Raw genomic sequence first — 19,590 nt, forward strand, 5'->3', positions numbered from 1 at the left:
GTCCAGCGCCGCCGCGGAGGCTGGCCGACTGTACCGCAGCGTCCGTGAACGTCAGTCCAGCCCGAAGAACTGCATCGCCGTCGCGGTCGTGGCGGCGGCGGTCGCTTCGAGGGACTCGCCGCGGTCCCGCGCGAGCTCCGCGCAGATATGCCCCAGGAACATCGGCTCGTTGCGCCGGTGGCTGGGCATGGGTTTCAGGTTGCGTGGCAGCAGGTAGGGGCTGTCCGTCTCGATCATCAGCCGGTTTGCCGGGATATTGCCGACGATTTCGCGCAGGTGCGTGCCGCGGCGTTCGTCACAGATCCACCCGGTGATGCCGATGTGGCAGTCCAGGTCCAGGTAGTCGAACAACTCCTCGCGCGTTCCGGTGAAACAGTGCACGACCACGGCGCCAAGGCGATCGCGGACGGGTTTGAGCAGGGAGATGAAATCCGCGTGCGCGTCGCGCTGGTGCAGGAACAGGGGCTTGCCGCAGTCCAGGGCGATTTCCAGCTGGCGCTCGAAGGCGAAGAGCTGGGTCGGGCGTGGCGACAGATCGCGGTGGTAATCAAGCCCCGTTTCGCCGACGGCGCGCACCTCGGGGGCTGCGACGAGTTCGCGCAGCAAATCGTCCGTTTCCGCGTCGAATTCGGAGGCGTGATGCGGATGGATGCCGGCCGTCGCGGCCATCAGGCCAGGAAACTTCCGGGCGAGCTCCAGTGCGGCCGGGCTACCCTCGCGGCTGGCACCGGTAATGACCATCCGGCAGACACCGTGTGCGCGGGCCCGCTCGACGACGGCGTCCAGATCATGCTGGAACGAGGAATGGGTCAGGTTTGCGCCGATGTCGATCAACTGCATGGGGTATCACCGCGACAAAGAGCGCGATTATCCTTCAAGGCCGCGCACGCCTCCACGCAGGCACGGCGAGCGACCTCAGACGGGCGGGAAAGTTCATAGGGAATTCATGCGTTCGCGGACAAGCTGCGGACGGTGCGGAAGGCTTATCCAACGGAGAGTGTGATGCGCAATTTCAAGGTTCTCGGCTGGGCCGGGTTGGTTCTGGTGGGCTTTTCGGCCACCGTCATGGCGGCCGACGTGGTAACCGGTGCTGCCGCTGAGGGACGTCGCGAGTCGGTAGCCAGCGAGCAGCAGCAGGCACAGGTCCTGCTGGGCGGGGCAACGCAGAAGACCACCGCCAGTCGCAGCGCTGGTGCCGCAACGACGCCGGGCCCCGTTGCCAAGGCGACCACACCGGCTCCCAACGCGTATCGTGCCTACGCTCCCAGCTGCTTGTCGCACCCATTGCCGGAACAATTCTCCGGCCCGCTCACACCGCCCACGGCTCCCTTCCGCGTGCGCCTCGCCGCAATCCAGACCGGCGTGAACGGCTACGTTACCGAAGATGTCAACGTGCGCCTGTGGCGTATTCCCTGCAGCAGCAGCGGACAGTTCTACGAATCGGTCACCCTGCTGGCGATCGACCGCGATGCGGCGAACGAAGGCAACACGCAGCGCTACCCGCTGTTCCCGGGCGTCCGGGTCACGCAGGGCAGCAATACGCTCAAACTGGTGCGCGTGGCCGAAGAACCCAACACGGTGCTCTCCCACACCAAGGCGGATGAGCCGCTGATCCGCAGCAGCACCTTCGTCCTGGAGAACTTCGCCTCCAACGACAGCTCCACGGCGTACTTCGACTTCAACAATCCGTTCACCATTACGTTCTTCAACTTCTTCAACGGTGACACGGGCCAGGCGCTGCAGGTGCCGGTCTACAACCCGACGCAATCGACTTATCCCACCGCGTTCCAGAACCAGCCCATCACGGGCTATCTCACCGGCAACTGGTATGACCCGGCGCACAGTGGCGAGGGCATCCTGGTGCAGGTGTTCGACCTGCCGGGCAACACCACGCGTAAGCTCTTCACCTTCGCCTGGTTCACCTACACCAATGATGGCCGTCCGTTCTGGCTGTTCGGTGCACAGGACTTCCCCATCGATTCACGCGGACCGCTCGTCGTGCCGACGGTCTACCAGAACGGCGGTGGCTTCGCCGGCAACTTCGGCGCCAGCGCGCAGAGCCTGCCGTGGGGTTCGGTGACGTTCAACTTCCCGACCTGCTATTCGACCAGCTTCACCTTCAACGGCACCGCCAATATCCCCGGCGTCCCGGCCGGCAGCGGCACGCGCAACTGGATCCGCGCGGTCGATACCAACGGCTTGACCTGCGAATAGGCCCACGTTACACCAGTTGTTCCCGCAAGCGCCCCGCGAGGGGCGCTTTGCGTTTGAGGGCAATCAACGGGCTTACCCTATGACCGACGCATTCGAGATCACCACCGACCCGGCACGCGTGGACCGCGACGTCGTCTTCCGCTACCTCTCCGGACATTCGACCTGGGCACGGGGCATATCCCGCGCCGTGGTGGAACGGTCGCTCGATCATTCCCTGTGTTTCAGCGGCTACGTCGGATCCACGCAGGTGGCCTTCGCCCGCGTCATCTCGGACTACGCCACCTTCGCGAACCTGGTCGATGTCTTCGTGCTCCCCGATCGCCGCGGACAGGGCTACAGCAAGCGGATGATGGAAGCGGTGCTGGCGCATCCGCAGTTGCAGGGGTTGCGACGTTTCACCCTGGCGACCTGGGACGCGCACTCGTTGTATGCGCGCTACGGCTTTACCAGCCCGAGCCGGCCCGAGTCGCTGATGGAGCGGTATTTTCCGGACATCTACGCGAACGCCGCTACGCCATGAGCAGCGACTCCGTCTCGATCATTCCGCAGACTGGGGATTACGTCCGCGCCGCCGGCGAGCTGATTGTCGCCATCCAGCGCGATGAGTTCGGCTTCGCGATGAGCATCGACAACCAGCCTGATCTGGTCGACGTCGATGGCTACTACCGTTTGGGCAAGGGAAATTTCTGGATTGCTCTCTCGGAAGGACGTGTCATTGGCACGATCGCGCTCAAGGACATCGGCAATGGCCAGGGCGCCTTGCGCAAGATGTTCGTGCATCCGGATTTCCGCGGTGCCGCGGCCGGCGTCGCGCAGCGCCTGCTGCAGGTGCTGCTGGATTGGTGCCAGGTGCAGGGTTTCCAGACGGTCTTCCTTGGCACCACGGAGCGCTTCCAGGCTGCACACCGGTTCTACGAACGCAACGGCTTCGTGCCGGTGGCGCAGGAAGACCTCCCGGCCGCGTTTCCGCTGATGGGCGTCGATACACGGTTCTATGTCCGGCGGCTTGGGGCAAGGTCTTCCGCTCAATAGGGCATGGCGGCATGGCGGCATGCGCGGCCTGTCCGCGCCCGTTACGCTATGCGGATGACCCAGCCCGCTCCCGTCGCATTCCCCATCCACGAAATCCTCCCCGATATCCGGCGCGCCCTCGCTGAAGGCACGCGCCTGGTACTGGAAGCGCCACCGGGCGCGGGCAAGACGACGCAGGTACCGCTGGCGTTGCTGTCCGCTGAATGGTTGGCCGGGCGCAAGATCATCGTGCTGGAGCCGCGTCGCATCGCGGCGCGGGCGGCCGCCGAGTTCATGGCGCGGCAGCTGGGCGAAGAGGTGGGGCAGACGGTCGGTTATCGCATCCGGTTCGAGGCCTGCGTGAGTGCGACGACGCGGATCGAGGTGGTGACCGAGGGCATTCTGACGCGACTGATCCAGTCGGATCCGGAATTGCCGGACATTGGTGCAATCCTGTTCGACGAATTCCACGAGCGCCATCTGCAGGGGGATCTGGGGGCGGCGCTGGCGCTGGACGTGCAGGGCACGCTGCGGCCGGATCTGCGGCTGGTGATCATGTCCGCGACGCTCGACGGCGAGCGGATTGCGCGGTGGCTGGAGGCGCCGCGGCTGACCAGCGCGGGGCGCAGCTTCCCGGTGCGCATCGAGTATCCGCCCGCGCGTTCCAACGAAGACCCATTCACGCACCTGCGACGAACAGCGGAGCAGGCGCTGCAGGAAACCGATGGCGACATCCTCGTGTTCCTGCCGGGCAAGCGTGAAATCGATCGTGCGCGCAACCTGCTCGAGTCGGTCGTGGATGCGTCGGTCACGGTGCAGCCGCTGCACGGCGAATTGTCGCTGGCGGACCAGCGCGCCGCACTCGCGCCCGCGGCGGCCGGGCAGCGTCGCATCGTGCTGGCCACGAACGTGGCGGAATCCAGCGTCACGCTACCGGGTATCCGTGCGGTAATCGATGCCGGGCAGGCACGCGAGCCGCGCTTTGATCCGAACTCCGGTTTCACCCGACTCCAGACCGTGGCGATCGCCCAGGCCTCGGCTGACCAGCGCGCCGGTCGCGCCGGCCGCGTTGCGCCCGGCATCGCTTACCGGTTGTGGCCACAGAGCCAGCGCCTGGAAGCAGCGCGCCGGCCGGAAATGGACCAGGTGGAATTGTCGGGCCTTGCGCTGGAGCTGGCAGCCTGGGGCGCGGATGCGCTGCCCTGGCTCGATGCGCCGCCCGCTGGCGCATTGGGCCAGGCGCGACAGCTGCTGTCATTGCTGGGCGCGCTGGATGATGCCGGCCGCATTACGGCACTGGGTCGCCAGATGCTGGCGCTGGGCGCCCAGCCACGCTTGTCCGCCGCGGCGTTGCGCGCGCCGGACGCGTCACGTGCGCTGGTGGCCGACCTCCTGGCGGCGATCGATGCACGCTCGCCGCTGCGTGGCGAGGGCGCCCGCAGTGACGATTTCCGTGGGCGCATCGCGGCGCTGCACGCGTGGCGTCGCGGCGACCGCGGCGCGGAAGGCATCGACCGGGGCGCGATTGCGGCCATCGACCAGGCGAGCACCGGATGGCGGCGGCGCCTGCGCTGCGATCGACCGGCGCGGGAAATCCCCGATTCCCACGCCATCGGCGATCTGCTGTTGCACGCCTTCCCCGATCGTGTCGCACGCCAGGACGCCAGCAATCCCCTGCGTTACGCGCTGGCGAACGGGCGCGGCGCGCGCCTGCACGAGAACACGGCGCTGTACGGCGAACCGTGGCTGGTCGCGCTCGATCTGCGGTTCGAGGAGAAAGACAGCCTGGTCCTCGCGGCGGCGCCGTTCGATCCGCGCCTGCTGGAACGCGATTATCCCGAACGGTTCGTCACGCAGCGCGCGGTGCGGTGGAATGATGCGCGCCGTGGTGTCGAGGCATTTGAAGAACGCCGTTTCGCCGCGCTGGTACTGGAACGGCGAAGCGTGCCGGCGAAGCCGGAGGATGCCGTGCCTGCCCTGATTGCCGCGATTCGCGACCAGGGCCTGGACTGCCTGCCCTGGAGCGACAACGCCCGTGAACTGCGCCGTCGCGCCGAATCGCTGCGTGCCTGGTGTCCGGAACTGGAAATGCCGGACCTTTCCGACGCTACCCTCCTGGCCAGCCTGGAAACGTGGCTGGCCCCGTATCTTTCCGGCAAGTCGCGCCTGGACGCCCTGCGCACGGACGATCTTTCCGAGGCGCTGGCTGCCTTGTTCGACTACGAACAGCGCCGCACGCTCGACGCGCAGGCGCCCGTGGCCATCCGCGTTCCCAGTGGCAATGAGCGTCGGCTGGAATATGTGCCCGGCCAGGCCCCCGTACTTGCGGTGAAACTGCAGGAATTGTTCGGGCTGGCCGACACGCCGCGCGTGGCGCAGGGGCGCATCCCGGTCACCCTGCACCTGTTGTCGCCGGCGCAGCGACCCATCCAGGTCACCCAGGATCTCAAGGGCTTCTGGGAGCGCACCTATCCCGAAGTGAAAAAAGAGCTAAAGGGGCGTTATCCAAAACATCCCTGGCCCGATGACCCCTGGACCGCCACCCCGACAGCCCGCGCCAAGCCCCGCGGAACCTGAGCGCTTCGCCGTGACGGAAAACCGTCACGATGCCGTTGCACAGCGTGTCGCGCGGCGCAGGCCGGCGCGGTCGTCGACACGATTGCACCCCTGATCGCGACTGCCCTGGCCTGTGGCGAAAAATCCACTATGATGAGACGGCGCGTCGCCTGGCGGCGGCGTGGCGGGGCCAACAGGGGTCGCCATGAAGACATGGGATCGGTTCGTCGAGGCAAGTGCGAGCGCGTTGTCCGGCGCCGGATGCGCACGGTCTGAATGACACCATGCGCAGCGCCCGCCGAACCGACGTCCCGCCTGTCGATTACCGGCGCCTGCTGTCCCTGACCTGGCCTTACCTGGGCATCGTGGCCCTGGTCGTCGCAGTGGCCGGTTTCAGCATGGACATCATGTCCGCCTGCCGTGCCTACGTCGGCGGCGAGGCTATGTGGTCCAAGGGCCAGAAGCGCGCCAGCGCGGCATTGGACCGCTACACGCGCACCCGTGATCCGGCTGATTTCGACGAGTACCGCCGGGCGGTTGAGGTGACCCTTGGCGACCGGCTGGCGCGGGTGGAACTGGACAAGCGCCGCCCGGACCTCGTCATCGCGCGGGCGGGTTTCCTTCGCGGGCGTAATCACCCGGACGACATTCCATCCATGATCCGGCTGTTCCGCAATTTTCGCGGCACGGCGGACGTCGACCGGGCGATCGCCTTCTGGGCCGATGGCGACGCACTGATTGACGAAATGGTCCAGCTGGGTGATGAGATCCACGCCTCCCTGACGACCGGTTCGCCGGTCCTCGACCTGGACGCCGTGCGTGCCCGCCTGTGGTCCATCGACGCGCGCCTGACGCCGCTCCAAGAGGGGTTTTCGCAGGCATTGGCGCAGCTCTCCCGGCGCACCCAGACCATGCTGGCGCTCGGCATCGTCGCCGCCTCGGCGGTGCTGGTGTTGATCGCGGTGTGGCGCACGCGCCGGATGCTGGCTGAGAACGAACAGTTCGAACGCAATTCGCGCCTGAACGAAGAGCGCTTCCAGCGCGCGGTCACGGGATCGAGCGATGGCCTGTGGGATTTCGAGCGCGACGACGGCAGCCTTTACCTGTCGCCGCGTTTCATCAAGATGCTTGAGCTGGACCCCGCCCTGGCGCCGCGGCATCCCGGCGAACTGCTGGCGCGCGTCCATCCGGAAGACCGTGCGCCGCTGCTGCGCTGCCTGCGCCTGCACCTGACCCGCGGCCTGCGTTTTGACGCCGAATGCCGCCTGCGGCGACGCGACGGACATTACTGCTGGTTGCGCGTGCGCGGCCATGCGGAACGGGACGGCGACGGCCGCGTGCTGCGCGTGAGCGGATCGGCCGGCGATATCGCTGACCGCAAGAAGGCCGAAGCACAACTCTTCGCCGAGAAGGAACGCGCGCAGGTGACACTGGCCTCGATCGGCGACGCCGTGATCGCCACGGACATCCACGGCTCGGTGGAATACCTCAATCCTGTGGCCGAGTCGCTGACTGGCTGGACCAACGCCCAGGCACGCGGGCTGCCCCTGGCCATGGTCTGCGATATCGACGACGAGGCGACCGGGTCCGGCGTGCGCGATCCCGTCGAGGCCGTGCTGCGCGAGCGTGGAACCGTGGCGCTGGGTACCAAGCTGCTGCTACGTCGCCGCAACGGGGGCACCACGCCGATCGACGAGACGGCCACGCCGATCCGCGATCGCGACGGGGAGATCGATGGCGTGGTGCTGGTGTTCCGCGATGTCAGCCGCGAACGGCAGTACTCGGAAACATTGAGCTACCAGGCCAGCCACGATCTGCTCACCGGCCTGTACAACCGTCATGAGTTCGAACGTCGCCTGGATCTGGCGCTGCAGCAGGCGCGTCTGCTGCAGCGGCCTTATGCCCTGCTGTACATCGACCTGGACCAGTTCAAGCTGGTCAACGACACGGCGGGCCACGCCGCCGGCGACGAGATGCTGCGGCAGATCGGCAAGCTGCTGCAGCGCCAGGTGCGCGAAGACGACGTCGTGGCACGGTTGGGTGGCGACGAATTCGTCGTGCTGCTCGACAACTGCCCCCCGGATGCTGCGCAGCGTGTAGCGCAGAAGTTGCGCCAGGCCATCGCCGAGCAGCCGTATCACTGTGGCCAGCGGCACTTCACGGCCCATGCGTCGATCGGCCTGCTGGACCTGGGCTCCGCCCCGCTGACGCGCGACGATGTGCTGGGCATCGCCGATGCCGCGTGCTACGTCGCCAAGGACCAGGGGCGCGACCGCGTGCACCGGTACCACCCGGACGACACGCTGCTCAATTCACGCCGCGGCGAAATGGCGTGGGTCGAGCGGCTGCATCGCGCCTTCGAGCGGGGTCAATTGCGCCTGTATCGCCAGGACATCGTCCCGCTGGGGGCCGAGCCCTACGAAGGCAGCCATTTCGAGGTGCTGTTGCGGCTGGAGGAAGAGGACCGCGTCATCGTGCCGATGGCCTTCATTCCCGCTGCCGAGCGCTACGGACTGATGCCGCTCCTGGACCGCTGGGTGATCCGCGCCGCATTCCATCGCATGGCGCTGGCGCGTCGCGTGCCCGGGGGCGAGCGGATCTCCCTGTGCGCGATCAATCTTTCGGGCGCGTCGCTGGCGGACGACAGCTTTGTCGACTACGCCAAGGAACAATTCATCCACTTCGGGATTTCACCGGAAAGCATCTGCTTTGAGATCACCGAGACGGTGGCGATCTCCGACCTGAACCGGGCGGCGAGTTTCGTGCAGGAACTGCGTGCCCTCGGCTGCCGCTTTGCGCTGGACGATTTCGGCGTGGGCATGTCGTCCCTGACCTACCTCAAGACCTTGCCCGTCGATTTTCTCAAGATCGACGGCAGTTTCGTGCGCGACATGCGCAGCGACGCCATTGACCGCGCGATGGTGGAGGCGATCCATCGCGTCGGCCAGGTCACCGGCAAGGCCACCATCGCGGAGATGGTGGAGGATGCCGCCACGCTGGAAGAAGCCCGCATGCTTGGCATCGGCTTCGCGCAGGGCTACGCCGTTGCCAAGCCACGTCCTTTCCTGGTGGCTGCGGCGGCCGCGCCGGTTCGCGTCGGCAGCGACGATCCTTCGTGATCGCGCCTCAGGCGCGCAAGCCCACGCCCCGGCGCAGCAGGCTCATGCCGAATGCCGCAAGAATGGCGGCGGCCAGCAGCATCACCCCGTAGGCGACGGCGAGGTTCACGTCACTCACGCCAAGCAGGCCGTAGCGGAACGCATTGACCATGTACAGGATCGGGTTGGCCATCGTCAGCGCGTGCCAGGGCTGCGGGAGCAGGTCGACCGAATAGAACACGCCGCCCAGGTAGGTGAGCGGCGTGAGGATGAAGGTCGGCACGATGGCGATGTCGTCGAACTTGCGTGCGTAGACGGCGTTGACGAATCCGGCGAGGGCGAACACAACGGCCGTGAGGACGAAGGTCGAGAGTGTGACCAGCGGGTGGTAGATCTTGATGTCGGTGAAGAACAGCGACACCGCCAGCACGATCGCGCCCACCATCAGGCCGCGCGCGACGGCCCCGGTGACGTAGCCGGTGAGGATCACCCAGTTGGGCATCGGCGACACGAGCATTTCTTCCACATAGCGGCCGAACTTGGCGCCGAAGAAGGAGCTGGAGATATTGCCGTAGGCATTCTGGATGACGCTCATCATGATCAGGCCGGGCACGATGTAGTCGATATAGCGATGCCCGCCCATCTCGCCGATGCGGCTGCCGATGAGATTGCCGAAGATCACGAAATACAGCGCCATCGTGATGGCCGGTGGCAGCAGGGTCTGGCCCCAGATGCGAAGGATCCGCGCAATTTCGCGGCGAACGATGGTGCCCAGGGCAACGAAGCTGGCTTGTGCGTTCATGTGGGATGGCAGTCGTTGGGAGGTGGTCAGGCGGCCTGCTGCGGCGCAGCGGCGTTGTTGCCTTCGACCAGGCGGACGAACAGTTCTTCCAGGCGGTTGGCCTTGTTGCGCATCGAGATGACGGTGACGCCGCGCGCGGTCAATGCGGCGAACAGCGAGTTGAGGTCATGCGTGCGCGCCATTTCGGCCTCGATCGTGTGATCGTCGATGCGCGTCATCGTGATGCCGTCGACGACGGGCAAATCCGCCGGCGCCTGCGCGACGTCGAGGATGAATGTTTCAACATCCAGTTTGGCGAGTAGCCGCTTCATCGAGGTGTTCTCGATGATCGTGCCTTTGTCGATGATGGCGATGTTGCGACACAGCTGCTCGGCTTCTTCCAGGTAGTGCGTGGTCAGGATGACCGTCGTGCCGGCGCGGTTGATCTCGGTGACGAACTTCCACATGGCGCGGCGGATTTCAATGTCCACACCGGCGGTGGGCTCGTCCAGGATCAGCAGCCTGGGCTCGTTCATCATGGCGCGGGCGATCATCAACCGACGCTTCATGCCGCCCGAGAGCGTGCGCGAGGGGACGTCCTTCTTTTCCCATAGCGACAGTTGTTTCAGGTACTTCTCGGCGCGTTCCCGGGCGACATCGCGCGCAATCCCGTAGAACCCGGCGGAATTGACGCAGATGTCGAAGGGATTCTCGAACTGGTTGAAGTTCAGTTCCTGTGGGACCAGCCCGATCAGCTGCATTGCGGCGCTGCGGCGGCTGTGGATGGATTCGCCGAAGATCCGCGCCTCGCCACCGCTGGCGTTGACCAGCGAGGAAAGAATGCCGATGAGAGTGGATTTGCCGGCCCCGTTGGGGCCCAGGAGCGCGAAGAAGTCGCCCGGCTGGACGGTGAGCGAGACACCTTTGAGGGCTTTCACGCCGGTGGCGTAGGTCTTGGTGAGGTTCGTGACTTCCAGCGCGGGTGTCGTGCTCATGGGCTGCGCGAACGGGGAGGGGCAGGTAGTATACGACCCCCTTTGCTGCCGATTGGCTCCGTTCCGTGACTGAACACTTTCCGCTTCGTCTCGTTTCCAGCTACATGCTTGCCGAGGCGTGTCGGCACCTGGTGTTCGAGCGTGCCGACGGCAAGCCCTTCGCCTTTGCGCCCGGGCAGTTCATCCAGATCCATTTCCACTATCCGGACGGCAAGGCCACCAAGCGCAGCTACTCGGTAGCAACCATCGGTGCCGGCGATGCGACGCCTATCCAGCACATCGAGATTGCCGTCTCCTATGTCGAAGGGGGCGCTGCGACGGCTCTGCTATCGGGCCTGAAGGAAGGCGACACCGTCGACGCCAGCGGCCCGTACGGCCGCTTCTGCCTGTTCGACGCGGACGCCAACAAGCGCTACCTGCTGGTCGGCACCGGCACCGGCATCACGCCCTACCGCGCCATGCTGCCGCAGATCCGCCGCGTCATCGAACAGCGCGGGTGCGAGGTCTACGTCATCTTCGGCGCCCGCACCGAACGCGAACTGTTGTACGGACAAGATTTCATCGATTTCGAACGCCACACGCCCGGTTTCCGCTTCTACTCCTGCTTTTCGCGCGAGCAGCGCGCCGTGCCGCGCCTGTACGACCGCAGCGGCTACGTGCAGAACCTGCTGGCGGAGCTGGCGCCCGATCCCTCCGGTGACATCGCCTACCTTTGCGGCAACCCGAACATGGTCGACCAGGCCTTCGCCCAGCTCAAGGAAGCCGGACTGGCCGTACCGCATATCCGCCGCGAGAAATACATCTCGTCCAAATAGCCGGATCCGGCCTGCCACCGGGCGCAGTGGTTGCTGCGGCGCGTCAACCGACTGCCCGGCGCCGCACGGTGCCGGGCGCGCCTGGCCGGGCGGGACGCGGGCTCCGTACGTGGGAGCACGCCAAGCCTGCAATGGGTAAATGTCCGGACAGATTCTCCGGGCACGAAAGGGGCATAAGCGGCTAAATTTGACGATTATCGCTGTACTGATGCCGGTATTCGTCAAAAACCAGGGGGTGCGTTGACAGCCTCCGCGACCCGCAACTAGCGTCCGTTGCCATGACGCAACGCACCAACCACCGCTGGATTCGCACTGCCGGGCACCCGCTCGCAACGCAGATCCTGCGTGTGTGCGAAGCGCGAATTTCGCTCGTCCTCGTACTTGTACTTCTCATTACCAGCGGAGGTGCGGGTTAGGGCGCGCGTCGAAACAAACGACACGAACACTAAGAACCCCGCACCCGGAAACGAGTGCGGGGTTTTTTGTTGCCCGAGGCCTGCGAACAGCAGCCATGCCGACAGAAGATCCCCAGAACCCCCCGGTACCGAACAGCCCGCGCGAACGCGTCCGGGTGTTCGATACGACCCTGCGCGACGGTGAACAGGCGCCGGGCTTTTCCATGACCCGTGCGCAGAAGCTGCGCATGGCCAATGCCCTGGCTGACCTGGGCGTCGACACCATCGAGGCGGGCTTCCCGCAGGCCTCCGACGATGACTTCGCCGCCGTGCAGGCCATCGCCCGCGAGGTGCGCAGCGCCGGCGTGTGCGGGCTGGCCCGCTGCCAGCGCGGCGATATCGAGACGGCAGCACGTGCGCTGGAACCGGCCGCCCGTGGCCGCATCCACGTGTTCATCGCCACCAGCCCGCTGCACCGCGAGTTCAAGCTGGGCATGAGCAAGGACCAGGTGATCGATGCCGCGGTGGCCGGTGTGCGTCGCGCGAACGAGCTGTGCGGTGAAGTGGAATTCTCCGCAGAAGATGCGATGCGCACCGAGCCGGAGTATCTGGCCGAGGTGTTCGCCGCTGTCATCGAAGCGGGCGCCACCACGCTGAATGTGCCCGACACCGTCGGCTACACCACGCCGGCGGAGATGCACGAACGCATACGCTACCTCCGGGGTAGCGTGCGTGGCATCGAGCGAGCCGTGATATCGGTGCACTGCCACGACGATCTGGGCATGGCCGTCGCCAACAGCCTGGCCGCCGTGGCGGCCGGTGCGCGCCAGGTCGAATGCACGCTGACCGGTATCGGCGAACGCGCCGGCAACGCGGCGCTGGAGGAGATCGCCATGGCGCTCAAGACGCGCGCCGAGTTGTACGGCGTCGAAACCGGCGTGCGTACACCCAAGCTGTATCCGACGGCGCGCCTGCTGGCCCAGATCACCGGCCACACGATCACGCGCAACAAGGCGATCGTGGGCGAAAACGCCTTCGCGCACGAATCGGGCATCCACCAGCACGGCATGCTCAAGCATCGCGGCACGTACGAAATCATGCGTCCCGAGGACGTCGGCTTCGCGCGGTCGGCCCTGGTGCTGGGCAAGCACAGTGGCCGACATGCCTTGCGCGAGCGCCTGTCGGCGCTGGGGTTCGCCCCCGCGGACGGCGAGCTGGAACAGATCTTCGCGCGCTTCAAGGCGCTGGCCGACCGCAAGCGCGAAGTGTTCGACAGCGACCTGGAAGCCCTGGCCCTGGGGCGTGACGCCGACGAACCCGGTCCCTGGCACATTGTGCACCTGCATGCCGCCTCGCATCTGGGGGGCAGTGCCTCGGCGTCGGTGCGCCTGCAGCACGAAGACGGCCGCAGCGCCAATGAAGCGGCCATCGGCGACGGCCCCGTCGACGCCACGCTGCGCGCGATTGGCCGCGCCGTCGGCCATGAATTCGAGCTCACCGATTTCCAGATCCGCGCGCTGTCCGAGGGCGGAGACGCCCAGGGCCAGGCCAACCTCGGCGTGCGTTACGCCGGCAAGGAATGGCGCGGCCGCGGCGTGTCCACGGACATCGTCGAAGCCACTGCGCATGCCGCGCTGGAAATTGCCAATCGTATAGAACGCCACGAATTCGCTTCGGGGGTCGCGGTCGGTCCGGCGCCCACCGTTACCCCGAACGAGCAACCCGACGCGGCCGCCCGTGCGGCCGTGAATCACCGCTGAGGATCCACCGCATGAAATCGCCCGCATTTATCTGGCACAACGGACGCATCAAACCCTGGCAGGAAGCGACCGTCAGCGTAGGCGCCCATGCCCTGCACTATGGGTCCTCGGTCTTCGAAGGCGAGCGTGTCTACGCCACGCCCGGCGGCCCGGCCTTCTTTCGCCTGCGTGACCACACCGAACGCCTGTTCAACTCGGCACGCGTGTACGACCTCGACATTGCCTACAGCCTGGACGAAATCGATGCGGCCTGCGCCGAAGTGGTCCGCGCGAACGGTCTGGGAAGCGCCTACCTGCGCCCGATCGTCTACCGTTCCGGTTTCACCTTCAGCCTGGCACCGCCGCGCGATACGGCCATCGACGTCGCCATCATCGCGATCGAATGGGGCAGCATGCACGGCGCCGCCGCGCTGGAGCAGGGCGTGGACGTCTGCGTGAGTTCCTGGAACCGCGCTGCACCCAACACCTATCCCAGCGGCGCGAAGGCCGGCGGCAACTACCTCAACAGCCAGTTGATCGCACAGGAAGCGATCCGCGGCGGTTTCGTGGAAGGCATCGCGCTGGCGCCCGGCGGGCTGCTCAGCGAAGGTGCGGGTGAAAATCTGTTCATTGTGCGCAAAGGCGTGATCTACACGCCGCCCGTCGGTGCCAGCATCCTGTGCGGCATCACTCGCGACACAGTGATCACGCTGGCACAGGAACTGGGCTACAGCGTGGTCGAGCAACCGATGCCGCGCGAGATGCTGTATTTCGCCGACGAGATTTTCATGACCGGAACCGCCGCCGAGATCACACCGGTGCGCAGCGTCGATCGCAAGCCCGTCGGCGAGGGCCGGCCGGGCCCGGTCACAAAGGCCCTGCAACGCGCCTTCTTCGGACTCTTCGACGGCAGCACCGAAGACCACTGGGGCTGGCTCACGCCGGTTGGCGCCGCTGCGCTGGCGAAGGAGGCTGCGTGATGGCCGCACGTACGTTGTTCGACAAGCTCTGGGATGCGCACGTCGTGCGTCCCGCCGGCACGGCCACGCCGGCGATCCTCTACATCGACCTGCACCTGATTCACGAAGTCACTTCGCCGCAGGCGTTTGCGGAATTGCGCGCGCGCCAGCTCGGCGTGCGCTGCCCGGAACGCACGCTGGCCACGCTCGACCACTCCACGCCGACCACGCCGTTCGACGATCTGGGCCAGCCGGTCTACGCCAGCGAAGAAGCGGCCGCGCAGGTCGCCGAGCTCGAGCGCAACTGCGCGGAGTTCGGCATCCGCCTGAATGGCTGGAGCAGCGACCACCGCGGCATCGTGCACGTCATCGGCCCTGAACTGGGCGCGACGCAGCCGGGCATGACCATCGTCTGCGGCGACAGTCACACCTCCACCCACGGTGCCTTCGGAGCGCTGGCCTTTGGCATCGGCACGACGGAAGTCGGTCACGTGCTGGCGACCCAGTGTCTGCTGCAGCAGAAACCGAAGACGCTGTCGATCCAGGTGGACGGCGACCTGCCGCCCGGCACCAGCGCCAAGGACCTGGTCCTGCACATCATCGGGCAGATTGGCGTCAACGGTGGCACCGGTCACGTGATCGAGTATCGCGGCAGCGCGATCCAGGCGCTATCGATGGAACAGCGCATGACGGTGTGCAACATGTCCATCGAAGCCGGTGCCCGCGCGGGCCTTATCGCACCGGACGACACCACGTTCGCCTACCTCAAGGGACGTCCCTACGCGCCGCAGGGCGAAGATTGGGAACGCGCGGTGGCCTATTGGCGCACCCTGCATACTGAACCGGGCGCAGCCTTCGATAGGGAAGTGCGGATCGATGCAGCGTCGGTCAGGCCGAGCCTCACCTACGGCACGCATCCGGGCATGGTGGTCGCGATCGACCAGCCCGTTCCCGCCGCGACCTCGCTGCAGGACCGCCGTGCGCTGGAATACATGCGCGTGGAGGCGGGCAAGTCCTTGCTGGGCATGCCGGTCGACGTGGTGTTTGTCGGCAGCTGCACCAATTCGCGTCTGTCGGACCTGCGCGATGCCGCCGATGTGCTGCGCGGACGTCGCCTGGACGAGCGCGTGCGCATGCTGGTCGTGCCCGGTTCGCTCGCGATCAAGCGCGAGGCCGAACGCGAGGGGCTCGACCAGGTGTTCCGCGCCGCGGGCGCCGAATGGCGCGAGCCCGGCTGCTCGATGTGCATCGCGATGAACGGGGACCTGGCGCAGCCCGGCCAGCTCGTCGTAAGCACCTCCAACCGCAATTTCGAAGGACGTCAGGGGCCGGGTGCACGCACCGTGCTGGCCAGCCCCGCCGTTGCCGCCGCCAGCGCGGTGGCCGGCCGCATCACCGATCCACGCACGCTGTCGCAGGAGCAAGCCGCATGAAGCCGTTGACCCACCTGCGTTCGCGCACCGCGGTGATCTCGCACGAGAACATCGACACCGACCGCATCATCCCGGCGCGCTTCCTGACCACCACCGAGCGCGTGGGCCTGGGCCGGGTCGCCTTCAACGACTGGCGCTATCTCCCGGATGGCCGGCCCAATCCCTCGTTCGAGCTCAACCGGCCCGAGGCACGGGGCTGCGAGATCCTCGTCGCCGGGCGCAATTTCGGTTGTGGTTCCTCGCGCGAACACGCGCCGTGGGCGCTGCTGGACTTCGGTCTGCGCGCGGTTCTCAGCAGCGAAATCGCCGACATCTTCCGCAACAACTCGCTCAAGAACGGCCTGCTGGCCATTGTGGTGAGCGAGGCCGAGCACCGTTACCTGCTGGAACACCCGGGTATCGAGCTGGCCATCGATGTGGCTGCCCAGACGATCGAACTGCCCGATGGCGGGCGCTTCTCGTTCCAGCTGGATCCCTTCGTGAAGCACTGCCTGCTGGCCGGCGTCGACCAGCTGGGTTTCCTGCTTTCCCACGCCGTGGATATCGAACGCTACGAGCGCACTGCGCCGGGCCCGGCGAACTCCGGCGCGGTCGCGCGCCACGCCAGCCACGCATGAGCACGTCGCCACACCCAAAGGAATAATGAGATGAAAGCAAGAATTGCCATTCTACCCGGCGACGGAATCGGACCGGAGGTCACGGCGGCGGCGGTCAGCGTGTTGCGTGACGTGGCCGCGCGTGGCGGCCATGAGTTCAGCTTCAGCGAGCATCTCATCGGCGGTTGCGCCATCGACGCGCAGGGCGATCCGCTGCCCGCGGAGACGCTGATCGTGGCCAAGCAGGCCGACGCGGTGCTGCTCGGCGCCGTCGGTGGCCCGCGTTGGTCCGATCCGAAGGCGAAGGTGCGGCCCGAACAGGGGCTGCTGCGCCTTCGGGCGGAACTGGGCGTATACGCCAACCTGCGGCCGGTCCGCGTGCATCCGCGCCTGGCCGAGCTGTCGCCGCTCAAGAGCGATCGCCTTGGCGGCGTGGACCTGCTTTTCGTGCGCGAACTGACCGGTGGCGCCTATTTCGGCGCGAAGACGCGCACGGCCGACACCGCGACGGACGAAACGCGCTACACGACGCCCGAAGTCGAGCGCGTCTGCCGCCGTGCCTTCCAGCTGGCGCGCTCGCGCGGCCGCCGCGTGACTTCGGTCGACAAGGCAAACGTGCTCGAAACCTCGCGTCTGTGGCGCGAAACCGCGCAGCGCGTGGCGCACGAGTTTCCCGACGTCGCGCTGGAACACCAGCTTGTCGATTCGATGGCCATGCTGCTGCTCACGCGTCCCGCGGCCTACGACGTGATCGTCACCGAGAATCTCTTCGGCGACATCCTGACCGACGAGGCCGCGGCGCTGGTCGGTTCGCTGGGCCTGCTGCCGTCGGCCTCGCTTGGCGATGGCACGTCCGGCCTGTACGAGCCGATCCACGGCTCCGCGCCGGATATCGCCGGGCGCGGCGTGGCCAATCCGATCGGCGCCATCCTGTCGGTGGCGATGATGCTGCGCTATTCGCTCGACCTACCCGAGGAAGCCGGCCGCGTCGAAGCGGCGGTGGACCGGGTCATCGATGCGGGCGTGCTCACCCGCGACCTGGGCGGCGAAGCCGGCACGCGCGAAGTCACTGCCGCGGTGCTGGCGCAACTGGCCGCACTGGCTGCGACGCGGGAGGCTGCGTGATGCGTTTCGTCGCATATCGCCGCGTGCGCAACGCGGAAAACCAAGACGGCACGGCGCTGCGGCGGGCAACCTGTACGCCAGCGTCGCTTGTAGCGATGGCATCGCCCTTTTTCCACCCGCGCGCATCGGATGCGCTCTCTCTTCGAAGCGACTCATCCTCGCTGGAATCTTGCACCCATGCGCAGTAACGCCATCAAGTCCGGACCCGATCGCGCCCCGGCACGCGCCATGCTTCGTGCCACTGGTCTTGATGACGAGGCCATTGCAAAGCCGCTCGTCGCGATTGTTCACACCTGGTCGAACGTCAGCCCGTGCAACCTCAACCTGCGCGAACTGGCGGCGGCCGCGAGCGAAGGCGTTCGCGCGGCCGGCGGCACGCCGATCGAGTTCAACACCATCGCGGTCACCGACGGCATCGCCATGGGCACTTCCGGCATGCGTGCCTCGCTCGTCAGCCGCGAGGTCATCACCGACTCCATCGAACTGGCGGTCGACGGCCACTGCCTGGACGCAATGGTCGTGCTCTGCGGCTGCGACAAGACCATTCCCGCCGCGGCCATGGCGCTGGCACGCCTGAACATTCCCGGCGTCGCGCTGTACGGCGGCAGCATCGCACATGGACGTCTGGACGGCCGTTCGATCACCGTGCAGGACGTCTTCGAAGCCGTTGGCGCGCACGGGGCCGGCAACCTGCCGGCGAAAAAGCTGTGCGACGTGGAGAAGCATGCCTGCCCGGGTGCAGGTGCCTGCGGTGGGCAGTTCACGGCGAACACCATGGCGATGGTGCTGACATCACTCGGGCTGTCGCCGCTGGGTCTCAACGACATTCCGGCCACGGATCCGTCCAAGCGGGATGCCGCTTTCCGTTGCGGCCAGCTGGCGATGGAATGCTTCAACGCCGGCCGCGTGCCGCGCGAGGTCCTCACACCGGCCGCGTTCCGCAATGCAGCGCGCGTCGTGGCCGCGACAGCGGGTTCCACCAACGCGGTGCTGCACCTGCTGGCCATCGCCCGCGAAGCAGACGTGCCGCTGACGCTGGAAGATTTCGAAGATGCCTCGCGGCGCACGCCGGTCATCGCCGACCTCAAGCCCGGCGGTCGCTACACCGCGGTGGAACTGAGCGCGGCCGGCGGCTTGGCCCTGGTAGCGCGGGAAATGCGTGCGGCAGGCCTGCTGGACGATGCGCCGACGGTCACCGGGCAGGGCCTGTATGCCGAGCTCGACGCCAATCCGCCGGCCGCGACCAACCAGGACGTCGTGCGTCCGGTCAGTGCGCCGCTCAAGCCGCGCGGCGGCTACTCCATCCTCTACGGCAACGTGGCGCCCGAGGGCTGCGTGCTCAAGCTCGCCGGTCACGGCCGCACGCGTCACGAAGGTCCGGCACGGGTGTTCGAAAGCGAAGAGCACGCGTTCGCCGCCGTCCAGGCCGGTGCCATCAAGGCCGGTGACGTCGTGGTGATCCGCAACGAAGGCCCGGCTGGCGGCCCCGGCATGCGTGAAATGCTCGCGGTCACGGCGGCGCTGGTCGGGCGAGGCCTCGGCAACGATGTCGCGCTGATCACCGACGGCCGTTTCAGCGGCGCCACGCACGGCTTCATGGTCGGTCATATCGCGCCGGAAGCGGCACGCGGCGGCCCGATCGCGCTGCTGCGCGAGGGCGACCGCCTGGTGATCGACGCGGAGCTGCGCACGCTCTCGACCGACGCCCCGCTGGAAGAGCGTCGCGCCCAATGGCGCGCGCCGGAACCGAAGGTGACGCGCGGCGCGCTCGCCAAATATGCACGACTGGTCGGCTCCGCGGCCGAAGGCGCGGTGACCAGTGCCTGAGCCCGCGATATTCGCCGATCAATTCATTCTTTGTATCGCATTTCCT

The 19,590-nt window shown here is 66.8% G+C and carries 15 protein-coding genes; 12 read left to right on the forward strand and 3 right to left on the reverse strand.

The window, feature by feature from the left end; all coding sequences use genetic code 11:
* Positions 1-51: 51 nt before the first annotated feature.
* The gene (locus tag N4264_RS03645) at positions 52-840 is read right to left on the reverse strand and encodes a TatD family hydrolase (RefSeq protein WP_261695718.1); all 789 of its coding nucleotides are present in this window, start codon (positions 838-840) and stop codon (positions 52-54) included.
* 162 nt (positions 841-1,002) lie between these two features.
* On the opposite strand from N4264_RS03645, the gene N4264_RS03650 reads away from it, so the two are divergent.
* The 5 genes from N4264_RS03650 (at position 1,003) to N4264_RS03670 (ending at position 8,900) form a co-directional block, all read left to right on the forward strand.
* Positions 1,003-2,214, forward strand: a complete 1,212-nt coding sequence (locus tag N4264_RS03650) for a hypothetical protein (RefSeq protein ID WP_261695719.1) — start codon at positions 1,003-1,005, stop codon at positions 2,212-2,214.
* Positions 2,215-2,293: 79 nt separating this feature from the next.
* Positions 2,294-2,734, forward strand: a complete 441-nt coding sequence (locus tag N4264_RS03655; RefSeq protein ID WP_261695720.1) for a GNAT family N-acetyltransferase — start codon at positions 2,294-2,296, stop codon at positions 2,732-2,734.
* Entirely contained in the window at positions 2,731-3,246 is a 516-nt protein-coding gene (locus N4264_RS03660; RefSeq protein WP_261695721.1) for a GNAT family N-acetyltransferase, read from the forward strand. Before N4264_RS03655 ends, N4264_RS03660 begins: the two co-directional genes overlap by 4 nt.
* Before the next feature lie 54 nt (positions 3,247-3,300).
* Positions 3,301-5,802, forward strand: a complete 2,502-nt coding sequence (hrpB, locus tag N4264_RS03665) for an ATP-dependent helicase HrpB (protein ID WP_261695722.1) — start codon at positions 3,301-3,303, stop codon at positions 5,800-5,802.
* 263 nt (positions 5,803-6,065) lie between these two features.
* On the forward strand, positions 6,066-8,900 hold the full coding sequence (locus tag N4264_RS03670; protein WP_261695723.1) for an EAL domain-containing protein: 2,835 nt from the start codon (positions 6,066-6,068) through the stop codon (positions 8,898-8,900).
* Positions 8,901-8,907: 7 nt separating this feature from the next.
* Here N4264_RS03670 and N4264_RS03675 read toward each other — a convergent pair whose 3' ends face one another.
* The gene (locus tag N4264_RS03675) at positions 8,908-9,681 is read right to left on the reverse strand and encodes an ABC transporter permease (protein ID WP_261695724.1); all 774 of its coding nucleotides are present in this window, start codon (positions 9,679-9,681) and stop codon (positions 8,908-8,910) included.
* Positions 9,682-9,707: 26 nt separating this feature from the next.
* Positions 9,708-10,655, reverse strand: a complete 948-nt coding sequence (locus N4264_RS03680; RefSeq protein ID WP_261695725.1) for an ABC transporter ATP-binding protein — start codon at positions 10,653-10,655, stop codon at positions 9,708-9,710.
* A 65-nt stretch (positions 10,656-10,720) separates the two neighbouring features.
* Between N4264_RS03680 and N4264_RS03685 the strand changes: the two genes are divergently transcribed.
* The 7 genes from N4264_RS03685 to ilvD all read left to right on the forward strand — a co-directional run bounded on the left by N4264_RS03685 (position 10,721) and on the right by ilvD (position 19,544).
* Positions 10,721-11,470, forward strand: a complete 750-nt coding sequence (locus N4264_RS03685) for an FAD-binding oxidoreductase (RefSeq protein ID WP_261695726.1) — start codon at positions 10,721-10,723, stop codon at positions 11,468-11,470.
* A 511-nt stretch (positions 11,471-11,981) separates the two neighbouring features.
* Positions 11,982-13,625 (forward strand): 2-isopropylmalate synthase, encoded by a 1,644-nt coding sequence (locus N4264_RS03690; RefSeq protein WP_261695727.1) that lies wholly within the window; start codon positions 11,982-11,984, stop codon positions 13,623-13,625.
* An 11-nt stretch (positions 13,626-13,636) separates the two neighbouring features.
* Complete coding sequence (locus N4264_RS03695; protein ID WP_261695728.1) at positions 13,637-14,584, forward strand: branched-chain amino acid transaminase; 948 nt, start codon at positions 13,637-13,639, stop codon at positions 14,582-14,584.
* The gene (gene leuC / locus N4264_RS03700; protein WP_261695729.1) at positions 14,584-15,996 is read left to right on the forward strand and encodes a 3-isopropylmalate dehydratase large subunit; all 1,413 of its coding nucleotides are present in this window, start codon (positions 14,584-14,586) and stop codon (positions 15,994-15,996) included. Before N4264_RS03695 ends, leuC begins: the two co-directional genes overlap by 1 nt.
* Entirely contained in the window at positions 15,993-16,613 is a 621-nt protein-coding gene (leuD, locus tag N4264_RS03705; RefSeq protein ID WP_261695730.1) for a 3-isopropylmalate dehydratase small subunit, read from the forward strand. The genes leuC and leuD overlap by 4 nt, the downstream gene beginning before the upstream one ends.
* Positions 16,614-16,643: 30 nt before the next feature.
* Complete coding sequence (leuB, locus tag N4264_RS03710; protein WP_261695731.1) at positions 16,644-17,717, forward strand: 3-isopropylmalate dehydrogenase; 1,074 nt, start codon at positions 16,644-16,646, stop codon at positions 17,715-17,717.
* Positions 17,718-17,894: 177 nt separating this feature from the next.
* Positions 17,895-19,544 carry a dihydroxy-acid dehydratase gene (gene ilvD, locus N4264_RS03715; protein WP_261695732.1) on the forward strand — a complete coding sequence of 550 codons (1,650 nt, stop codon included), beginning with the start codon at positions 17,895-17,897 and terminating at the stop codon, positions 19,542-19,544.
* Positions 19,545-19,590 lie beyond the last annotated feature (46 nt).

Source organism: Tahibacter amnicola (assembly GCF_025398735.1).
In the GTDB taxonomy this organism is placed as follows: Bacteria; Pseudomonadota; Gammaproteobacteria; order Xanthomonadales; family Rhodanobacteraceae; genus Tahibacter; species Tahibacter amnicola.